Raw genomic sequence first — 16,959 nt, forward strand, 5'->3', positions numbered from 1 at the left:
GAATGCCGGCCATGACGAGCGCCCCCTTGACCGAAACCTGTCTGCTGAACGATGGCCGCCGGCTGGCCTTCTGCCGCTTCGGCGACCCGGCGGGCCGGCCGCTGTTCCTGTTCCATGGTTTTCCGGGCTGCCGCACGCAGTTCCTCGGCCTGCACGAGCCGGGAAGGGCGGCCGGCGTCGCGGTGATCGCGCCGGACCGGCCCGGCTTCGGCGCCTCCGATCCGGCGCCGCGACGCACGATCCTGGGCTGGGCCGACGATGTCGCCCAGTTGGCCGACCGGCTGGGCCATGCGCGCTTTGCCGTGCTGGGCATCTCCTGCGGCGGGCCTTATGCGCTGGCCTGCGCGCACCGGCTCGCGCCGCGGCTGGAGTATGCGGGCCTGCTGGCCGGCATCGGCGCCATGGACGAGCCGGCCCTGCGCGCCGGGCAACTGCCCATCCTCGGCCTGATGTTCCGCCTGGCGCGCCTGCATCCGCTGGCGGCCGCGCCGCTGCTGGCGCTGGACCGGCTGATGTTCCGCCGTTACCCGCGGCGGGCCGCCAAGATGATCGCCCAGTTGCTGACCCCGCCGGACCAGGCCTTTCTGGCCGCGCATCCGGCCGAGTCGGCCCGCTTAGCCGCCGGCCTGGCCGAGGCCTACCGCCAGGGCGTTGCCGGGCCGGCGCGCGAGCTGCAGCTGATTGCCGGCCCGCGCGGCTTTGCGCTGCAGGACATCGCGATGCCGGTCCATCTGTACCAGGGCGGCATCGACCGCCATGTGCCGCCGGCGATGGCGCGGCATATGGCTCGGCAGCTCGCCGACGGCCGCCTGCGCGAGTATGCGGACGAGGGCCATCTGTCCATCGTCTTCCACCGCTTCGGCGCTGTCCTAGCCGATCTGGCCGAGGCCGGCGGCGGCCGCCAGGCCTGAGCGCACGGCCCCCTCCAGGGTCGCCGGATAGGGGCCGGCCACATGGTCGCCGGCCGCCCACAGGCCCGGCGCGATCAGGGCGGCCGGGCGCTGCAGTCCGGGCGTGCAGGCAAAGGTCGCGCGCTTCTCGGCCAGCACGCGCAGCACGCGCGGCGGCCTTGCCCAGCCGAGCTCGCGCATGGCCTGCGCCAGCACCGCCTCGCCGGTCTCGGCCAGGCCGCGCTCGACCCAGGGCGCCGCGCCGCTGATGACAAAGGCGAACAGGCCCGCATGCTGGCCCAGCTGGCCGAGGTCGAAGGCGAACTGCGCCGGCGCCGCGGCGCTCTCGCGCAGGGCCAGCATGGGCGCCGGCAAGGTCGAGCCGGCGCTGTGCAGATAAACGGTGACGATGGGCTCGAAGCGCAAGGCGCGGGCCTGCGCGGCCCAGGCGGGCGCGATGTCGGCGGCCAGCCGTGCCGCCTCGCCGGCCGGGCAGGCGAGGATGAGCTTGTCGAAGCGCTCCCCGTCGAGCCGCCAGGCGCCGTTCTCCGCCTGCAATGCGCCGGCGCGGCTGCCGAGCCGGATCTCGGCGCCCTGCGCGCGCAGCCAGTCGCCGGCCGGTTCGGCCAGCAAGGCGCTCAGTGGCCGGCGCGGCAGCAGCAGGTCGGAGCCGCCGGCGCCGCCGAACAGCGCATCGCCCAGCACGCGCAGAAAGACGCGCGCGCTGGCCCGCTCGGCCGGCGTGTTCAGCGCGGCCACGCACAGCGGCTCGACCAGTTCCTCCTTGACGATCCGCGGCAGGCTCGCGCAGAGCTGGGCCACGCTCAGCGAGGCCGCGCAATCGAAGCCGCCGAGCCGCCAGCGCAGGGCGGTGGCCAGCAGACGCAGGCGGCTGGTCAGCGGCCAGTGGCGATGGGCCAGCACGCCGCGCACAAAGCTCCACTGCGGCTCGCCCGGGGGCAGGGCCAGACCCTCGTGATCGGGATAGCGCAGGCGCAGCGGCAGGCGCTGCAGGGCCTGCGCCGGATCGACGCCGACGCGGCGCATCAGGGCCAGCGATTCCCTGTAGGCGCCGATCAGAATGTGCTGGCCGTTGTCCAGCGTCGGCTCGCCGTCCGCGCCGGCAATGCTGCGCGCGCGGCCGCCCAGCTGCGGTGCTATTTCGATCAGCGTGAGGGCATGGCCTTGCTCGGTGGCGGCCACTGCGGCGGCCAAGCCGGCCCAGCCGCCGCCGACGACGGCGATCTTGCTCACCGGCCGCGCCAGTTCGTCTTCATCGCGATCCAGAGCTTGCGCAGCGGGGTCAGCGCGATGCGCTGCTGCAGCACCTGGAAGTTCTCGGCCTCGATTTCGCGCAGCAGCGCGCGGTAGATATTGGCCATCATCAGGCCCGGCTTCTGCGCGGCGCGATCGGCCTCGGGCAGCAGCGCGAAGGCCTCGTCGTACAGCGCATGGGCGCGCGCGGCCTGGAACTTCATCAGCGCCGTGAAGCGCTCGCTATAGCCCCAGGGCGACTCCCGCTTGAGGATCTCGTGCGCCTTGACGTCGAACTGCTGCAACTCCGAAATCGGCAGATAGATGCGGCCGCGGCGGGCGTCGTCACCGACGTCGCGGATGATGTTGGTCAGCTGCATGGCCAGACCCAGCTTGTGGGCGTATTCGACCGTGCGCGGATCGCTGCGGCCGAAGATGCCGGAGGCGACCTCGCCGACGACGCCGGCCACCAGATGGCAGTAGCGCTGCAGGCCGGCGTAGTCCAGATAGCGGGTCTGGTCCAGGTCCATCTGGCAGCCCTCGATGACCGCGTTCAGATGCTCGAGCCGGATGTCGAAGGCCTGCACATGCGGCAGCAGCGCACGCATCACCGGATGGGTCGGATGGCCGGCGAAGGCGGCGGCCGCCTCCTTGCGCCACCAGGCCAGCTTGGTGGCGGCGACACCGGCGTCATGCGTCTCGTCGACGATATCGTCGACCTCGCGGCAGAAGGCGTAGAAGGCGGTGATTGCCGCGCGGCGCGGCGGCGGCAGGAACAGAAAGGCGTAATAGAAGCTCGAGCCGCTCTTGGCCGCCTTGTCCTGGACGTATTGCTCGGGCGTCATGCGGAGCGACCCTCGCGGCGCATGAGCAGGGCACGCCCCAGCAGCAGCGGGGCGTCGAGGGCGGTGAGGGCGGGGCGGTGCAACAGGCTCGCGAAATGCATGGCCTCGATTTTCTCCAGAATGCGCAGGCCGCCTTGTACCACCAGCCGCAGCTCCCAGCCGGCGCGGCCCGGGATCTGGTGCACCAGGGCCGAGCCCTCGCGCATCAGCGCGCCGGCCCAGGCGCAGAGCTCGGCGACCAGCGCGCGCGCCCGTGGGCTGTCGCGGCATTCGCGCAGCTCGGCGGCCGTCAGGCCGTGGCGGGCCAGGTCGGCCAGCGGCGCGTAGACGCGGCCGGCGGGTAAGTCGCGTGTCATGTCCTGCCAGAAATTGATCAGCTGCAAGGCCGAGCAGATCGCATCCGAGCGTTGCAGCGCCCTCGGGTCGGCGATGCCGTACAGATGCAGCAGCAGTCGCCCGACCGGATTGGCCGAGCGGCGGCAGTAGTCCAACAACTCGGCGCGGTCGGCGTACTCGCTCTTGTGCAGGTCCTGCTCGAAGGCATCGAGCAGATCGTGCAGCAGCGCGGGCGGCAGGCGATATTCGGCCAGCATGCGGGCCAGCGGCTCGAACACCGGCCGCGCCCAGCGCGGCGAGGGCGGCCGGCTGGCGACGACGCGCCGCAGGTCCTCGCGGTAGGCCTGCAGATCGGCGCTGCGCTGCGCCGGCGAGGCCTCGCCCTCGTCGGCCAGATCGTCGGCCGTGCGGGCGAAATGGTAGATCGCCGCGATGGCCGGCCGCAGCCGCGGCGGGCACAGCCAGGAGGCGACCGGAAAGTTCTCGTAGTGTTCTATGCTCACGGCCGCGATTGTGTGTCCATTGCGCTGCCGCGTCGGCGGCGCGCAGCGGATGCGTACCCGGCGCCGCGCGGTTTGACAGCGCCGGGGGCGCTGCATACATTACTGACCGATCAGTCAGTTAGACCGGCGCCCGGCCTTTATGAGGCGCCACCCGAGTCGTTCGAGGTGTTCATGCTCCCTGTTCCGTCCAAGGCGCTTCATGCGGTGGCGCCGGCCCTGATGTCGATCGCGCTGCTCGCGCTTGCCGGCTGCGGCAAGGAGGCGCCCGCGCCGGAACCCGAGCGGGCCGTGCGCACCCAGCTGCTGAGCCGTGATTCCGCCGGCCTGACGCATGAGTACGCGGCCGAGATCCGCGCCCGCACCGAGTCGCGCCTGTCCTTCCGCGTCGGCGGCAAGCTGCAGAGCCGGCTCGTCAATCTGGGCGACACGGTCAAGCCCGGCCAGGTGCTGGCCCGCCTCGATGCGCAGGACCTGATGCTGGCGCAGGAATCGGCCAAGGCGAACCTGCTGGCCGCGCGCGTCAACCGCGACCAGATGAGCGCCGACTACAAGCGTTTCGTCGAGCTGAAGGAGCAGGGCTTCATCAGCGCGGCCGAACTGGAGCGCCGCGACACCGCCTTCAAGGCCGCCCAGGCCCAGCTCGAGCAGGCCAAGGCGGCCGCCAGCGCCCAGGGCAACCAGACCGGCTATGCGCAGCTGGTCGCCGACGCGCCCGGCGTGGTGACGGCGGTCGAGGCCGAGCCCGGCATGGTGGTCGCGGCCGGCACGCCGGTCGTGCGCGTCGCCGTCGACGGCCCGCGCGATGTCGTCTTCACCGTGCCGGAGGACCAGCTGGCCCAGGTGCGCGGGGCCGCCGCGCGGCCCGGTGCGCTGAAGGTGCGACTGTGGGGCGAAGGCCAGGGCGCGGCGCGCGACATCGCGCTGCGCGAGGTCTCGGCCGCCACCGATCCGGTCACCCGCACCTTCATGCTGAAGGCCGATGCCGGCAAGCTCGACGCCAAGCTGGGCCAGACGGCCACCGTCACGCTGGAGCTGCCGCGCGTCGAGCAGATTATCAAGCTGCCGCTGGCGGCGGTGCTGGAACAGCAGGGCCAGACCTCGGTCTGGCTGCTCGATCCGAAGACCATGACGGTCAAGCCGCAGCCGGTGACCATCGGCGGGGCGGACGGCAACGCGGTCGTGATCAGCGGGGGCTTGAGCCCCGGCCAGGAGGTCGTCATCGCCGGCGTCCATGTGCTGACGCCGGGCCAGAAGGTCAAGCGCTACCAGGAGCCGGGGGCTGCGGCTGCCCGCGCCGCCTCGGCGACACCGGCGGCCTCGCGCTGAAGCGGGGATCGATCGGCATGAGCAACAAGCCCGCCAAGCCACAGGGTGGCCATTTCAATGTGTCCCGCTGGGCGCTGGAACATCCGGCGCTGACCCGCTATCTGATGGTCGTGCTGATGCTGATGGGCTTCGCCGCCTATTTCCAGCTCGGCCAGGACGAGGACCCGCCCTTCACCTTCCGGCTGATGGTCGTGCAGGCCGCCTGGCCGGGCGCCACCGCGCAGCAGATCGCCGAGCAGGTGACCGACAAGATCGAGCGCACGCTGCAGGAAGTGCCTTATATCGACAAGATCCGCTCCTACACCAAGCCGGGCGAGTCGGTGACCATCCTGCAGCTGAAGGATAACTCGCCGCCCAAGGAGGTGGCCGAGATCTGGTACCAGGTGCGCAAGCGCGTGGGCGATATGCGCTACACGCTGCCGCAGGGCGTGCTGGGGCCCTTCTTCAACGACGATTTCGGCGACGTCTACGGCTCGATCTTCGCGCTGTCCGCCGACGGCTTCAGCCGCGAGGAACTGCGCGAGCATGCCGAGCGCGTGCGCTCGCAGCTGCTGAAGGCGCCCAATGTGGCCAAGGTCAGCCTGTTCGGCGTGCAGCCGGAGAAGCTCTTCGTCGAGATCTCGCAGAAGCGCCTGGCTGCGCTGGGCCTGGACATCGGCCAGGTGATCAACCAGCTCGGGGCGCAGAACGCCGTCGAGGGCGCCGGTGTCTTGAACGCCGGCAGCGGCAATCTGCAGGTGCGGGTCAAGGGTCAGTTCAACTCGGTGCAGGAGCTCGGCGCCTTTCCGATCCGCGCGGTCAACCCGGCGACCGGCCAGGCCAGCACCCTGCGCCTGGGCGACATCGCCGAGATCCGCCGCGACTATGTCGATCCGCCGGACGTGATGGTGCGCCACCAGGGCAAGGACGTGATCGCCCTGGGCGTATCGATGTCCAAGGGCGGCGACATCATCGCGATGGGCAAGGCGCTGCAGGCGACGGCCAAGCAGATCCGCCAGGCGCTGCCCGTGGGCATCGAGCTGGCGCAGATCCAGGACCAGCCGCTGGCGGTCAGCCGCTCGGTCAACGAGTTCATCCAGGTGCTGATCGAGGCGGTCGTCATCGTGCTGCTGGTCAGCTTCATTGCGCTGGGCCTGCACATGCGGCCCGGGTTCAAGTTCAGCGTCGACGTCTGGCCCGGCATGGTGGTGGCGATCACGATCCCGCTGGTGCTGGCGATCACCTTCGTGACGATGTTCTACTGGGGCGTGGGCCTGCACAAGATCTCGCTGGGCTCGCTGATCATCGCGCTGGGCCTCTTGGTCGACGACGCGATCATCGCGGTCGAGATGATGGTGCGCAAGCTGGAGGAGGGCCACGACAAGATGACGGCCGCCACCTTCGCCTATGACGCGACGGCGATGCCGATGCTGACCGGCACCCTGATCACCGCGGTGGGCTTCCTGCCGATCGGCCTGGCCAAGTCGACGACCGGCGAATACACCTTCGCGATCTTCGCGGTGACCGCGGCGGCGCTGCTGATCTCCTGGGTGGTCTCGATCTATTTCGTGCCCTATTTGGGCTCGCTGCTGCTGAAGAGCCATCCGCGCGCCGCCGGCGAGCCGCATGAGCTGTTCGACACGCCCTTCTACAACCGCTTCCGCCGGATCGTGCACTGGTGCGTCGCGCACCGCTGGAAGACCATAGGCGCGACGATCCTGCTGTTCGCGCTGGGCTTGTTCGGCATGACGCGGGTGCAGCAGCAGTTCTTCCCCGACTCGAGCCGGCCCGAGATCATCGTCGACCTCTGGCTGCCCGAGGGCTCGACGATCACGCAGAGCCAGGCGCTGGCCAAGCGCTTCGAGGAGCGCATGCGGCGCGAGAGCGGCGTCGTCTCGGTCAGCACCTGGATCGGCAGCGGCGTGCCGCGCTTCTACCTGCCGCAGGACCAGGTCTTCGCCCAGGCCAATGTCAGTCAGGCCATCGTGCTGCCCAAGGACCTGGCCGAGCGCGAGGCGCTGCGCAAGCGCCTGCCGACGCTGATGGCGACCGAGTTCCCCGAGGTGCGCACGCGCGTCAAGCTGCTGCCCAATGGCCCGCCGGTGGCCTATCCGGTGCAGTTCCGCGTCGCCGGCGAGCAGGTCGAGGAGGTGCGGCGCTGGGCCGATCAGGCGCGCGCCATCCTGGCCGCCAATCCGAATATGCGCGGCGTCAATGACAACTGGAACGAAGCGGTCAAGGTGCTCAAGCTGGAGGTCGACCAGGACAAGGCGCGCGCCCTGGGCGTGTCCAGCCAGAGTCTGGCCCAGGGTTCGCGCACCCTGCTGTCGGGCATGACCATCGGGCAGTACCGCGAGAGCGACAAGCTGATCGACATCGTGCTGCGCCAGCCGCTGGAGGAGCGCAATGTCATCACCGACATCGGCAATGCCTATGTGCTGACTTCGACCGGCCGCTCGGTGCCGCTGACGCAGATCGCCAAGATCAGCTTCGGCTGGGAGCCCGGCGTGCTGTGGCGCGAGGGCCGCAGCTATGCGGTGACGGTGCAGGGCGATGTGGCCGAGGGCGTGCAGGGCCCGACGGTGACGGCCCAGGTCTGGAAGGAGTTGCAGAAGCTGCAGGCGCAGATGCCGCCGGGCTACCGCATCGAGGTCGCCGGCGCCGCCGAGGAGAGCAGCAAGGGCCAGGGCTCGATCTTCGCCGGTGTGCCGGTGATGCTCTTCATCACCTTCACGCTGCTGATGTTGCAACTGCAGAGCTTCGGCCGCGCGATGCTGGTCTTCCTGACCGGGCCGCTGGGCATCGCCGGCGTCGCCGCTGCGCTGCTGATCTTCAACCGGCCCTTCGGTTTCGTGGCGCTGCTGGGCGTGGTCGCGCTGATGGGCATGATCATGCGCAACTCGGTGATCCTGATCGATCAGATCGAGCAGGACCGCGCGCGTGGCGTGCCGGCCTGGTCGGCCATCGTCGAATCGGCGGTGCGGCGCTTCCGGCCCATCGTGCTGACGGCCGCCGCCGCGGTGCTGGCCATGGTGCCCTTGTCGCGCAGCGGCTTCTGGGGGCCGATGGCGGTGGCCATCATGGGCGGCCTGATCGTCGCCACCGCGCTGACCCTGCTGGCCCTGCCGGCCATGTATGCGGCCTGGTTCCGCGTCCGGGCGCCGCGCTCGCCGCAAACGCCTGCATCGCCCGCATCGTTCCCGTTGCCCCCATCGCCGCAAGGCTAGAAACCCATCCCTGGCTTCGAGGGCCCGCCCGCGCAGGTGGGTCTTCGCCAAGCGGCTACAATCACCGGTTTGCCGAAATGCCTAAGGATTGAGGCGGCCCCGGCCAGGCATCCGCCATGCCTGGGCCAAGCCAATCCTGAACACCCACGCGCGGGTGGCGAAATTGGTAGACGCACCAGGTTTAGGTCCTGACGCCTTCACGGGCGTGCCGGTTCGAGTCCGGCCCCGCGCACCAGAACGTTGTCCAACACTTATTGAGTCGAACATGGCTGTCACCGTCGAAACCCTCGAAAAGCTCGAACGCCGCATCACGCTCACGCTGGCGGCCGCTGACATCAACAGCGAAGTCGAGACCCGTCTGAAGAAGCTGGCCCGCACGGTCAAGGCCGACGGCTTCCGCCCCGGCAAGGTGCCGATGAGCGTCGTCGCCCAGCGCTACGGCTACCAGGTCCAATACGAGGTGATGAACGACAAGCTGGGCCAGGCCTTCTCGGCCGCCGCCAACGAGGCGCAGCTGCGCGTCGCCGGCGCCCCGCAGATCGCGCAGAAGAACGAGGCCCCGGAAGGCCAGATGGCCTTCGACGCGACCTTCGAGGTCTATCCCGAGGTCAAGATCGGTGATCTGGCCGGCGCCGAGGTCGAGCGCATCGCCGCCGAGGTGACCGAAGAGGCGATCGACAAGACGGTCGAGATCCTGCGCAAGCAGCGCCGCACCTTCGCCCAGCGCGCCGCGGCCGACGCCGCCGCCGAGGGCGACCGCGTGACCATCGACTTCGAAGGCAAGATCGACGGCGAGCCCTTCGCCGGCGGCAAAGCCGAGGGCTTCCAGTTCATGATCGGCGAAGGCCAGATGCTGGAAGCTTTCGACCAGGCCGTGCGCGGCATGAAGACCGGCGAGAGCAAGACCTTCCCGCTGGCCTTCCCGGCCGACTATCACGGCCAGGATGTCGCCGGCAAGGAAGCCGACTTCCTGGTCACCGTCAAGAAGATCGAGGCGCAGAACCTGCCCGAGGTCAACGAAGCCTTTGCCAAGGCCCTGGGCATCAAGGACGCTTCGGTCGAGGCGCTGCGCGCCGACATCAAGAAGAACCTCGAGCGCGAGGTCAAGTTCCGCGTGCTGGCCCGCAACAAGGGTGCCGTGATGGACGCCCTGGTCGCCGCCGCCGAGCTGGAGGTGCCGAACGCCCTGGTCGCCGGCGAGACCGAGCGCATGGTCGCCAATGCCCGCGAGGACCTGAAGAAGCGCGGCGTCAAGGATGCCGACAAGGCCGAGATCCCGGCCGACATCTTCAAGCCGCAGGCCGAGCGCCGCGTGCGCCTGGGCCTGGTCGTCGCCGAGCTGGTGCGTGCCAACAATCTGCAGGCCAAGCCCGAGCAACTGCAGGCCCATATCGAAGAGATGGCGCAGAGCTACGAGAAGCCGGCCGAGGTCGTGCGCTGGTACCTCTCCGACCGCAACCGCATGGCCGAGGTCGAGGCGGTGGTGATCGAGAACAACGTCACCGACTTCGTGCTGAGCAAGGCCAAGGTCACCGACAAGGCGCTGCCCTTCGACGAACTGATGGCCGCCGGCAACTGATCGCCGGCAGGCCGACAGCGACGAGGGCGCCGAGCCGCGAGGCCGGCGCCTTTGTCATTTCGGCGGCCTCCCTCTTGTCACGACATAATCGGCCCCCATAAAAGACATCATCAGCAGAGGACAAGTCAATGAGCGCGCTGGACACCAACAACCTGGGCATGGTCCCCATCGTCATCGAACAGTCAGGCCGCGGCGAGCGCGCCTACGACATCTACAGCCGCCTGCTGCGCGAGCGCATCGTCTTCCTGGTCGGCCCGGTCAACGACGCGGTGGCCAATCTGGTCGTCGCGCAGCTGCTGTTCCTGGAGAGCGAGAACCCCGACAAGGAGATCAATCTCTACATCAACTCGCCGGGCGGCAGCGTCTCGGCCGGCATGTCGATCTACGACACGATGCAGTTCATCAAGCCGGACGTGTCGACCCTGTGCATGGGCATGGCCGCCAGCATGGGCGCCTTCCTGATGGCGGCCGGCGCCAAGGGCAAGCGCTTCTCGCTGCCGAATGCCAAGATCATGATCCACCAGCCGCTGGGCGGCGCCCAGGGCCAGGCCACCGATATCGAGATCCACGCCCGCGAGATCCTGAAGACGCGCGAGCAGCTGAACCGCATCTTGGCCGAGCGCACCGGCCAGAGCCTGGAGAAGATCCAGGCCGATACCGAGCGCGACTACTTCATGTCGGCCGTCGAGGCGCAGACCTACGGCCTGATCGACCAGGTGCTGGAAAAGCGCCCTTGAGGCGCTTTCGCCAGAAGCGTCCTTAAGCGCTTTTCCTGCAGAGAAACCCGTGGAAACAGCGGGTTGTCGCATCCAACTGACAGCCTAAGGGGGCCCTTATCGAGAAAAGGGCCCCCTGTGCGTTTGAACTATCATCACAGCAGGCAGTACCGCCTGAACGTTTGAGCAGATCCATGGCCGAGAAAAAAGGCGCAAGTACCGAAAAAGTCCTCTACTGCTCCTTCTGCGGAAAGAGCCAGCACGAGGTGAAGAAGCTCATTGCCGGCCCGTCGGTGTTCATCTGCGACGAGTGCATCGAGCTGTGCAACGACATCATTCGCGACGAGGTGCCGGCGGATGCGCCCACCGCGCGCGCCAGCAAGAGCGATCTGCCCGTCCCCAGCGAAATCAAGGCCAGCCTCGACCAGTATGTGATCGGGCAGGAAGTCGCCAAGCGCACGCTGGCGGTGGCCGTCTACAACCATTACAAGCGCCTGCGCCATATGGCGACGGCCAAGGATTCGGTCGAGCTCAGCAAGAGCAATATCCTCTTGATCGGCCCGACCGGCTCCGGCAAGACGCTGCTGGCCCAGACGCTGGCGCGGCTGCTGAACGTGCCCTTCGTGATCGCCGATGCAACGACCTTGACCGAGGCCGGCTATGTCGGCGAGGACGTCGAGAACATCATCCAGAAGCTGCTGCAGAATTGCAATTACGACGTCGAGCGGGCCCAGCGCGGCATCGTCTACATCGACGAGATCGACAAGATCAGCCGCAAGGCCGACAACCCCTCGATCACCCGCGACGTGTCGGGCGAGGGCGTGCAGCAGGCGCTGCTGAAGCTGATCGAAGGCACGATGGCCTCGGTGCCGCCGCAGGGCGGCCGCAAGCATCCGAACCAGGACTTCCTGCAGATCGACACGACCAACATCTTGTTCATCTGCGGCGGCGCCTTCGACGGCCTGGAGAAGGTGATCCAGAACCGTTCCGAGAAGTCCGGCATCGGCTTCGGCGCGACCGTCAAGAGCAAGAGCGAGCGGCGCGTTTCGGAGGTGTTCCGCGAGGTCGAGCCCGAGGACATCATCAAGTTCGGCCTGATCCCCGAACTGGTCGGCCGCCTGCCGGTGGTTGCCACCCTGGGCGAGCTGAGCGAGGACGCGCTGGTGCAGATCCTCACCGAGCCGAAGAACGCGCTGCTGAAGCAGTACCAGCAGCTGTTCTCGATGGACGGGGTTGAACTGGAAGTGCGTTCCTCGGCACTCACGGCGATCGCCCGCAAGGCGCTGGCGCGCAAGACCGGCGCCCGCGGCCTGCGCTCGATCATGGAGCAGTCGCTGATCGACACTATGTTCGAGCTGCCCGCGCTCGACGGCGTGGCCAAGGTCGTGCTGGACGAGCACAACATCGACGAGAACGCCAAGCCCCTGCTCGTGTATCGCGAACAGGCCAAGGCCAGCGCCTGATAGCCATTAAGCTGGTTCAATCGGCTGCTGCCCCTCATTAGGCATCTTGCATTTATCCGCTCAGGCCTTAGATGGGCCTGAGAAAGAGAGGTTTTCATGTCCGGTCATCCCGTTTTGCCCGCCGAACCGATCACCTTGCCGCTGCTGCCGCTGCGCGATGTGGTGGTGTTCCCGCATATGGTGATCCCGCTGTTCGTGGGGCGCCCCAAGTCCATCAAGGCGCTGGAAGCCGCAATGGAAGCCGGCCGCCAGATCATGCTGGTGGCCCAGAAGGCCGCTGGCAAGGACGAGCCCAAGGCCGACGATATGTTTGAGGTCGGCTGCGTCTCCAGCATCCTGCAGATGTTGAAGCTGCCCGACGGCACCGTGAAGGTGCTGGTCGAGGGCCTGCAGCGCGCGACGACGACGACCATCACCGACAACGACGAGCATTTCGTCGCCGAGGTGATGCCGATTCCGCCCGAGGTCGACACCAAGCCCGAGGTCGAGGCGCTGCGCCGCGCGGTGACCCAGCAGTTCGACCAGTACGTCAAGCTGAACAAGAAGATTCCGCCCGAGATCCTCACGTCCATCGGCGGCATCGACGATGCGGGCCGCCTGGCCGACACGATCGCGGCTCACCTGCCGCTGAAGCTCGATGCCAAGCAGTCGGTGCTGGACCTGGCCGAGGTGGGCAAGCGGCTCGAGAAGCTGCTCGACCTGCTCGAGCACGAGGTCGACATCCTGCAGGTGGAAAAGCGCATCCGCGGCCGCGTCAAGCGCCAGATGGAGAAGAGCCAGCGCGAGTACTACCTGAACGAGCAGGTCAAGGCGATCCAGAAGGAACTCGGCGACGGCGAAGAGGGCGCGGACCTCGAGGATCTGGACAAGAAGATCCAGGCCGCCCGCATGCCCAAGGAAGCGCGCAAGAAGGCCGATGCGGAGCTGAAGAAGCTCAAGCTGATGTCACCGATGTCGGCCGAGGCCACCGTCGTGCGCAACTACATCGAAACCTTGATCGCCTTGCCCTGGAGCAAGAAGACCAAGATCAAGCACGACCTCAGCAATGCCGAGAACGTGCTGAACGAGGACCACTACGGCCTGGAGAAGGTCAAGGACCGCATCCTCGAGTACCTCGCGGTGCAGCAGCGCGTCGACAAGGTCAAGGCGCCCATCCTGTGCCTGGTCGGCCCTCCGGGCGTCGGCAAGACCTCGCTGGGCCAGAGCGTGGCCCGTGCCACCGGCCGCAAGTTCGTCCGCATGGCGCTGGGCGGCGTGCGCGACGAGGCCGAGATCCGCGGTCACCGCCGCACCTATATCGGCTCGATGCCGGGCAAGGTGCTGCAGAGCCTGTCCAAGGTCGGCACGCGCAATCCGCTGTTCCTGCTCGACGAGATCGACAAGCTGGGCATGGACTTCCGCGGCGATCCGTCCTCGGCCCTGCTCGAGGTGCTGGACCCGGAACAGAACCACACCTTCGGCGATCACTACATCGAGGTCGACTTCGACCTCAGCGATGTGATGTTCGTCGCCACCTCGAACTCGCTGAACATCCCGCCGGCCCTCCTGGACCGGATGGAAGTGATCCGCCTGTCCGGCTACACCGAGGATGAGAAGGTCAATATCGCCCAGCGCTACCTGCTGCCCAAGCAGCGCAAGAACAATGGCGTCAAGGACGAGGAGATGGAGGTCACCGAGTCGGCGATCCGCGGCATCATCCGCTACTACACGCGGGAGGCCGGCGTGCGCTCGCTCGAGCGCGAGGTCTCCAAGATCTGCCGCAAGGTGGTCAAGAACCTGGCGCTCAAGGCCAGCGAGGGCAAGGCCGTCATCACCGAGGACAACCTCAACGACTACCTGGGCGTGCGCAAGTACGACTTCGGCCGCGCCGAGAAGAAGAACCAGGTCGGCCAGGTCGTCGGTCTGGCCTGGACCGAGGTCGGCGGCGATCTGCTGACGATCGAGGCGACCTCGATGCCGGGCAAGGGCAACATCATCCGGACCGGCTCGCTGGGCGATGTGATGAAGGAGTCGGTCGAGGCCGCGCGCACCGTCGTGCGCTCGCGCGCCCGCCGCCTGGGCATCAAGGACGAGCTGTTCGAGAAGCGCGATGTGCACGTCCACGTGCCCGATGGCGCGACGCCCAAGGACGGTCCCAGCGCCGGCGCGGCGATGACGACGGCCTTCGTCTCGGCGCTCACCGGCATCCCGGTGCGCGCCGATGTGGCGATGACCGGCGAGATCACCCTGCGCGGCGAGGTGACGGCAATCGGCGGTCTGAAGGAGAAGTTGCTGGCCGCGCATCGCGGCGGCGTCAAGACGGTGATGATCCCCGAAGAGAACGTCAAGGATCTGCAGGACATCCCCGAGAACGTCAAGAATCAGCTCGAAATCGTGCCGGTGCGCTGGATCGATCGCGTGCTGGAAGTGGCGCTCGAGTCGATGCCGCTGGCCCTGCCGGATGAGGAACCGGCCGTGGCCGCCAAGGCCGAAGCCGCGGTGGCAGCGCCGCCGGCGGCGACGCACTGAGATTTAACGCGTGCAAGGCCTCAAAGTCTTGCATCGCGTTCCAAATCCGGTATAGAATAGCTGCTTCAGCGCAAACGGCGCCGGGTATTGAAGAAATTCGAAATCCAGCGAGCAGTGTGTTGAAAACAAAGCGGGTGTAGCTCAGTTGGTAGAGCGCGACCTTGCCAAGGTCGAGGTCACGAGTTCGAGCCTCGTTACCCGCTCCAGGCATACAGATGGGAAGCCCCGGCTTCCCATTTTCGTCAGAGTCTCACCAAAGACTCCGGCGTCAAAAATTTGATTTCGACGGCGCGGTAGCAAAGCGGTTATGCCCCGGATTGCAAATCCGGTTAGTCCGGTTCGACTCCGGACCGCGCCTCCAAGAATCAAAGCGGGTGTAGCTCAGTTGGTAGAGCGCGACCTTGCCAAGGTCGAGGTCACGAGTTCGAGCCTCGTTACCCGCTCCAGAATCTGCAAAGGTTCAACCGGCTCGCGCCGGGCTTGACGTCAGCAGGCGTCGAGCGAAATGCGGGTGTAGCTCAGTTGGTAGAGCGCAACCTTGCCAAGGTTGAGGTCACGAGTTCGAGCCTCGTTACCCGCTCCAAATCGAAAGGGAAGCCCATCGGGCTTCCCTTTTTTGTTTCGGCCCGGCTCGCGTCCTGGCCAACGTGATAATGCCCCCATGCCCGGGTGGTGAAACTGGTAGACGCAGCGGACTTAAAATCCGCCGGCCGCAAGGTCATACGGGTTCGAGTCCCGTCCTGGGCACCATTGTCAGCCGCTCCGCGCCGACGTCCTGCCAGCCGAGCGCACGCTGCACGAAGCGCGTCAGCTCCTCCGGGTCGCCGCTGGTTTCCAGGTCCAGGCGGCCCGCCGCCGCCGGCAGATCGAGCCCGGCCCACAGCCTTGCCGCCTGCTGCGCAACAGCCGCCTCGATGTTCAACAGTTGCACCGTTGGCCCGAGTTCCGCCTCCAGCAAGGGCTGAATCAGCGGGTAGTGGGTGCAACCCATCAGCACCGTGTCGACGCCTGCGGCACGCAGCGGCGCGCACAGCGTCGCCAGCAGTTCCCGCAACGCGGCGGATTCCAACTCCCCCGTCTCGATCAGATCGGCCAGGCCCGGACAGGGCTGACTGAAGATCTGCGCCGCGCCGGCATGGCGGGCCAGCAGCGCCTGGTAGCGCGCGCTGGCGATCGTCGCCGGCGTCGCCAGCACGCCGATGCGGCCGCCGTGGCTGGCCGCCACGGCCGGCTTGATGCCTGGCTCGGTGCCGACGATGGGCAGGCCCGGCCAGCGCTGGCGCATTGCATGGATCGCATGCGCGGTGGCGGTGTTGCAGGCGACGACCAGCAGGCGCGCGCCATGGTCGATCAGATGCTGGCCGATGGCCAGGCTGCGCTCGGTGATGAAGGCGCTGCTGCGCTGGCCATAGGGCGCGTGGGCGGTGTCGGCGACATAACGCAGCGGCACGGCGGGCAATTGGCGGCGCAGCTCACGCAGCACGGTCAGGCCACCGACGCCGGAGTCGAACACGCCCAGGCAGGCGACTTGATCAGGGGAGAGGGCAATATTCATCCAGCGCGGCAGTCTAGCTTGCGGCGGCGGCGCTCCGCTTCGTGGTTAAAATCGAACGATCGTGCTATTTTTCGGGTCCCTACCCATCGTTGGGGGGCCGGACGGGGGCGGCTGCCCCCGTAGAATCTGATTAACGTTAACGTCAATTCGTCCTCTGGAGTAATCGATGAAGGTTCTGGTCCCTGTCAAACGAGTGGTCGACTACAACGTCAAGGTGCGCGTCAAGAGCGACGGCAGCGGCGTGGACATCGCCAATGTGAAGATGTCGATGAACCCCTTCGACGAGATCGCCGTCGAAGAGGCCGTGCGCCTGAAGGAAAAGGGCGTTGTCACCGAGGTGATCGCCGTTTCCTGCGGCGTCACCCAGTGCCAGGAAACGCTGCGCACGGCGATGGCGATCGGCGCCGACCGCGCGATCCTGGTCGAGACCGACGCGGAGCTGCAACCGCTGGCCGTCGCCAAGATCCTGAAGGCCCTGGTCGACAAGGAGCAGCCGCAGCTGGTGATCCTGGGCAAGCAGGCGATCGACGACGATTGCAACCAGACCGGCCAGATGCTGGCCGCGCTCGCCGGCCTGCCGCAAGGCACCTTCGCCTCCAAGGTCGAAGTCGCCGACGGCAAGGTCGCCGTCACCCGCGAGGTCGATGGCGGCCTAGAGACCGTCTCCCTGAGCCTGCCGGCCGTCGTCACGACCGACCTGCGCCTGAACGAGCCGCGCTACGTGACCCTGCCCAACATCATGAAGGCCAAGAAGAAGCAGCTTGACGTGGTCAAGCCG

12 protein-coding genes and 6 tRNA genes are annotated in these 16,959 nt (G+C 67.6%); 14 read left to right on the plus strand and 4 right to left on the minus strand.

The window, feature by feature from the left end:
- Positions 1-11: 11 nt before the first annotated feature.
- Positions 12-911 (plus strand): alpha/beta fold hydrolase, encoded by a 900-nt coding sequence (locus QWJ38_RS22060; RefSeq protein ID WP_290361293.1) that lies wholly within the window; start codon positions 12-14, stop codon positions 909-911.
- Here QWJ38_RS22060 and hpnE read toward each other — a convergent pair.
- The 3 genes from hpnE to hpnC are packed head-to-tail and all read right to left on the minus strand — an operon-like array spanning position 870 to position 3,828.
- A complete protein-coding gene (gene hpnE / locus QWJ38_RS22065) occupies positions 870-2,144 on the minus strand; it encodes a hydroxysqualene dehydroxylase HpnE (RefSeq protein WP_290361294.1) in 1,275 nt (424 codons plus the stop codon). The two genes, QWJ38_RS22060 and hpnE, sit on opposite strands and share 42 nt — an antisense overlap.
- A complete protein-coding gene (hpnD, locus tag QWJ38_RS22070) occupies positions 2,141-2,989 on the minus strand; it encodes a presqualene diphosphate synthase HpnD (protein ID WP_290361295.1) in 849 nt (282 codons plus the stop codon). The genes hpnE and hpnD overlap by 4 nt, the downstream gene beginning before the upstream one ends.
- Positions 2,986-3,828, minus strand: a complete 843-nt coding sequence (hpnC, locus tag QWJ38_RS22075) for a squalene synthase HpnC (protein WP_290361296.1) — start codon at positions 3,826-3,828, stop codon at positions 2,986-2,988. The genes hpnD and hpnC overlap by 4 nt, the downstream gene beginning before the upstream one ends.
- 171 nt (positions 3,829-3,999) lie before the next feature.
- On the opposite strand from hpnC, the gene QWJ38_RS22080 reads away from it, so the two are divergent.
- From QWJ38_RS22080 to QWJ38_RS22135, 12 genes are all read left to right on the plus strand, one after another.
- Positions 4,000-5,154, plus strand: a complete 1,155-nt coding sequence (locus QWJ38_RS22080; protein ID WP_290361297.1) for an efflux RND transporter periplasmic adaptor subunit — start codon at positions 4,000-4,002, stop codon at positions 5,152-5,154.
- Positions 5,155-5,171: 17 nt separating this feature from the next.
- Positions 5,172-8,360, plus strand: coding sequence for an efflux RND transporter permease subunit (locus tag QWJ38_RS22085; RefSeq protein ID WP_290361298.1), 3,189 nt, complete (start codon positions 5,172-5,174; stop codon positions 8,358-8,360).
- A 148-nt stretch (positions 8,361-8,508) separates the two neighbouring features.
- A tRNA-Leu gene (locus tag QWJ38_RS22090) sits at positions 8,509-8,595 on the plus strand.
- A 30-nt stretch (positions 8,596-8,625) separates the two neighbouring features.
- Positions 8,626-9,939, plus strand: a complete 1,314-nt coding sequence (tig, locus tag QWJ38_RS22095) for a trigger factor (protein ID WP_290361299.1) — start codon at positions 8,626-8,628, stop codon at positions 9,937-9,939.
- Positions 9,940-10,067: 128 nt separating this feature from the next.
- Complete coding sequence (clpP, locus tag QWJ38_RS22100) at positions 10,068-10,676, plus strand: ATP-dependent Clp endopeptidase proteolytic subunit ClpP (RefSeq protein ID WP_290361300.1); 609 nt, start codon at positions 10,068-10,070, stop codon at positions 10,674-10,676.
- 173 nt (positions 10,677-10,849) lie between these two features.
- Positions 10,850-12,118 carry an ATP-dependent Clp protease ATP-binding subunit ClpX gene (gene clpX / locus QWJ38_RS22105; protein ID WP_290361301.1) on the plus strand — a complete coding sequence of 423 codons (1,269 nt, stop codon included), beginning with the start codon at positions 10,850-10,852 and terminating at the stop codon, positions 12,116-12,118.
- Between the two features lie 96 nt (positions 12,119-12,214).
- Positions 12,215-14,626 carry an endopeptidase La gene (gene lon / locus QWJ38_RS22110; RefSeq protein ID WP_290361302.1) on the plus strand — a complete coding sequence of 804 codons (2,412 nt, stop codon included), beginning with the start codon at positions 12,215-12,217 and terminating at the stop codon, positions 14,624-14,626.
- 130 nt (positions 14,627-14,756) lie between these two features.
- Positions 14,757-14,832 (plus strand) — tRNA-Gly (locus tag QWJ38_RS22115).
- Positions 14,833-14,913: 81 nt separating this feature from the next.
- Positions 14,914-14,987, plus strand: a tRNA-Cys gene (locus QWJ38_RS22120).
- Between the two features lie 9 nt (positions 14,988-14,996).
- Positions 14,997-15,072 (plus strand) — tRNA-Gly (locus tag QWJ38_RS22125).
- A gap of 61 nt (positions 15,073-15,133) precedes the next feature.
- Positions 15,134-15,209, plus strand: a tRNA-Gly gene (locus tag QWJ38_RS22130).
- An 80-nt stretch (positions 15,210-15,289) separates the two neighbouring features.
- Positions 15,290-15,376, plus strand: a tRNA-Leu gene (locus QWJ38_RS22135).
- Here the strand turns inward: QWJ38_RS22135 and murI are convergent.
- Entirely contained in the window at positions 15,345-16,181 is an 837-nt protein-coding gene (gene murI / locus QWJ38_RS22140) for a glutamate racemase (protein ID WP_290361303.1), read from the minus strand. The genes QWJ38_RS22135 and murI overlap by 32 nt on opposite strands.
- Positions 16,182-16,347: 166 nt before the next feature.
- On the opposite strand from murI, the gene QWJ38_RS22145 reads away from it, so the two are divergent.
- On the plus strand, positions 16,348-16,959 hold a 612-nt coding region (locus QWJ38_RS22145; protein ID WP_290361304.1), incomplete at its 3' end, for an electron transfer flavoprotein subunit beta/FixA family protein.

The organism is Roseateles violae, assembly GCF_030410485.1.
GTDB lineage: Bacteria > Pseudomonadota > Gammaproteobacteria > Burkholderiales > Burkholderiaceae_C > Roseateles_D > Roseateles_D violae.